Source organism: Moorena sp. SIO3I6, assembly GCF_010672095.1.
Genome location: NZ_JAAHHU010000809.1, coordinates 1 through 2161, shown reverse-complemented (window position 1 = coordinate 2161; position 2161 = coordinate 1). Strand labels below are relative to the sequence as shown.

Annotated in this window: 2 protein-coding genes; both read left to right on the top strand. The window is 44.9% G+C overall.

Annotated elements, in window-relative coordinates; genetic code table 11:
* Positions 1 to 288 precede the first annotated feature (288 nt).
* Positions 289 to 414 carry a hypothetical protein gene (locus tag F6K49_RS42995; protein WP_293107705.1) on the top strand — a complete coding sequence of 42 codons (126 nt, stop codon included), beginning with the start codon at positions 289 to 291 and terminating at the stop codon, positions 412 to 414.
* Between the two features lie 548 nt (positions 415 to 962).
* On the top strand, positions 963 to 2161 hold a 1199-nt coding region (gene ltrA, locus F6K49_RS42990), incomplete at its 3' end, for a group II intron reverse transcriptase/maturase (RefSeq protein WP_293107702.1).

Genomic DNA, 2161 nt, shown 5'->3' with positions numbered 1-2161 from the left:
ATCCGTTCAAAGATTGTACCCATAGTCAGGATCGATAGAGCCAACAGAGGCCACATGGCGATCCCACCTTTTGCAATAAGTTCGACAATATCCACGACTTGCCCTTACTTCCAAATAACTCAGTGGTTTATCAATCTTCTATTGATTTTCAACCACTTGCCAAGAAACTGATCCTATTCTCCACAAGTTAACTGATTAGGTCAGGAAATTTACACTTGGACTTTAGCATATCCGGTACAGAGTGTCTTAGGTAGTGCGGGGAGTGTGGGGAGATAGGGAGATAGGGAGATGGGGAGATGGGGAGAAACGGGAGATGGGGAGATGGGGAGATGGGGAGATGGGGAGATGGGGAGATGGGTGCGATTCGTTGGCTATAAACCTTGTCCAGAAAGGGCTTGGGGGATTAGCCGCTAGCCAGACAGAGCACCACGCTCTATTTGGAACCTAGATAACTTGATAACCATGCTGGTGAGTATAAGCAAGTCCAGCCGGAGTGGAATCCTCCTGACAGCCTTACCCCTATTCATAGGAACTAACAAACCTATGGGTAAAGCGGGGTCAAACAGCGAAGCACTAGAAGCCTCATCCGGTGTTAGTAGCAGGCAAGGACTTATGGGTACGCAAGGAAGGTACGCTCAAATCATCGTTACCATCGTATGGCGCAAAGGCTGACACGCCATAGACAAAATGTCAAAGGAGGCACTGACTTCAAGGTTCCATCTCCATGAAGTGATTCCCAAAACCACACCTCCCGGTGAACAGTACCACCCTAAAAGTCCAACCAATGGTAATCAGGAACGAAGTAACCCCTGTTTGTACTCTTGGAAAGGTCGATATCCAAGTAGGTAGTTAGCCGCAAGTCATATGGGGGCAAGATTGAGCTCAGTTGCTAACGCCTAGGGTAATGCCTAGGATATGCAGACGGACTCACGTTGTAGGAAAAGAAATAGTCGCAAGTACCAATGAATAAGTCTAAAACGATGGGATTCTCCCATACGTCGGAATGGAATAAGGTCAATTGGCGTAAGTTAAAACGAGCCCTATTTAAGTTGCAAAAACGAATATTTCGAGCCTCCCAACGTGGCGATGTTCGCGCGGTTAGACGACTACAAAAAACCTTGATGAAGTCTTGGACTGCAAAAATGATTGCGGTGCGTAGGGTCACACAAGATAACAAGGGTAAGAAGACGGCTGGGGTTGATGGTATCAAATCATTAACACCATTACAACGTCTGTCCCTAGTTAACAACTTGAAAGTCTGCGGAAAGGCCAAACCAACTCGACGGGTTTGGATTCCCAAACCTGGTAAAGGTGAAAAACGCCCACTAGGCATCCCTACCATGTATGACCGAACATTGCAAGCTCTTGCCAAACTGGCATTAGAACCAGAATGGGAGGCACAATTTGAACCTAATTCATATGGGTTTAGACCAGGACGCTCAGGCCACGATGCCATCGAAGCAATATTCAACAGTATCAAACAAAAACCAAAATGGGTTCTAGATGCTGATATTGCCAAATGCTTCGATAAAATCAACCACGATGCACTTCTGAGAAAATTAAATACTTATCCATCCATGAAACGTTTAATACGTTCCTGGCTCAAGGCTGGTGTGATGGACAATGACACATTCTCCACTACAGATAAGGGCACACCACAGGGGGGAGTAATATCCCCTCTACTGGCCAACATAGCCCTTCACGGCATGGAAAAACGGATTAAACAATATGCCGAAACATTACCCGGAAAAAAACGGGATAACAAATCAGCCTTAAGTTTGGTTCGATATGCTGATGATTTTGTCATCATGCACAAAGACCTAACCGTGGTAGAAGAATGCCAGAAGGTCATCAACCTATGGTTGATGGACATGGGCTTGGAACTAAAATCAAGTAAGACCAGGATTACCCACACCATGGATGGATTTGACTTTCTCGGATTCAATGTCCGTCAATATCAGGTTGGTAAAAACCAGTCAAAACAAGGTTTTAAGACCATCATCAAACCATCTAAACAGAAAATCCACAAGCATTATGAGCAGCTTTCCTCTGTTATTGATAGATATAAAGCTGCTCCACAGAAGGCTCTAATTAGCCGACTCAAACCCATTATAACAGGTTGGTGTAATTATTACAGCACAGTCTGTAGCAAAGAAACCTT

Excerpts from the sequence above, each read along its gene's own strand:
- F6K49_RS42995 (WP_293107705.1), top strand. The coding sequence starts at position 289 with ATGGGGAGATGGGGAGAAACGGGAGATGGGGAGATGGGGAGATGGGGA.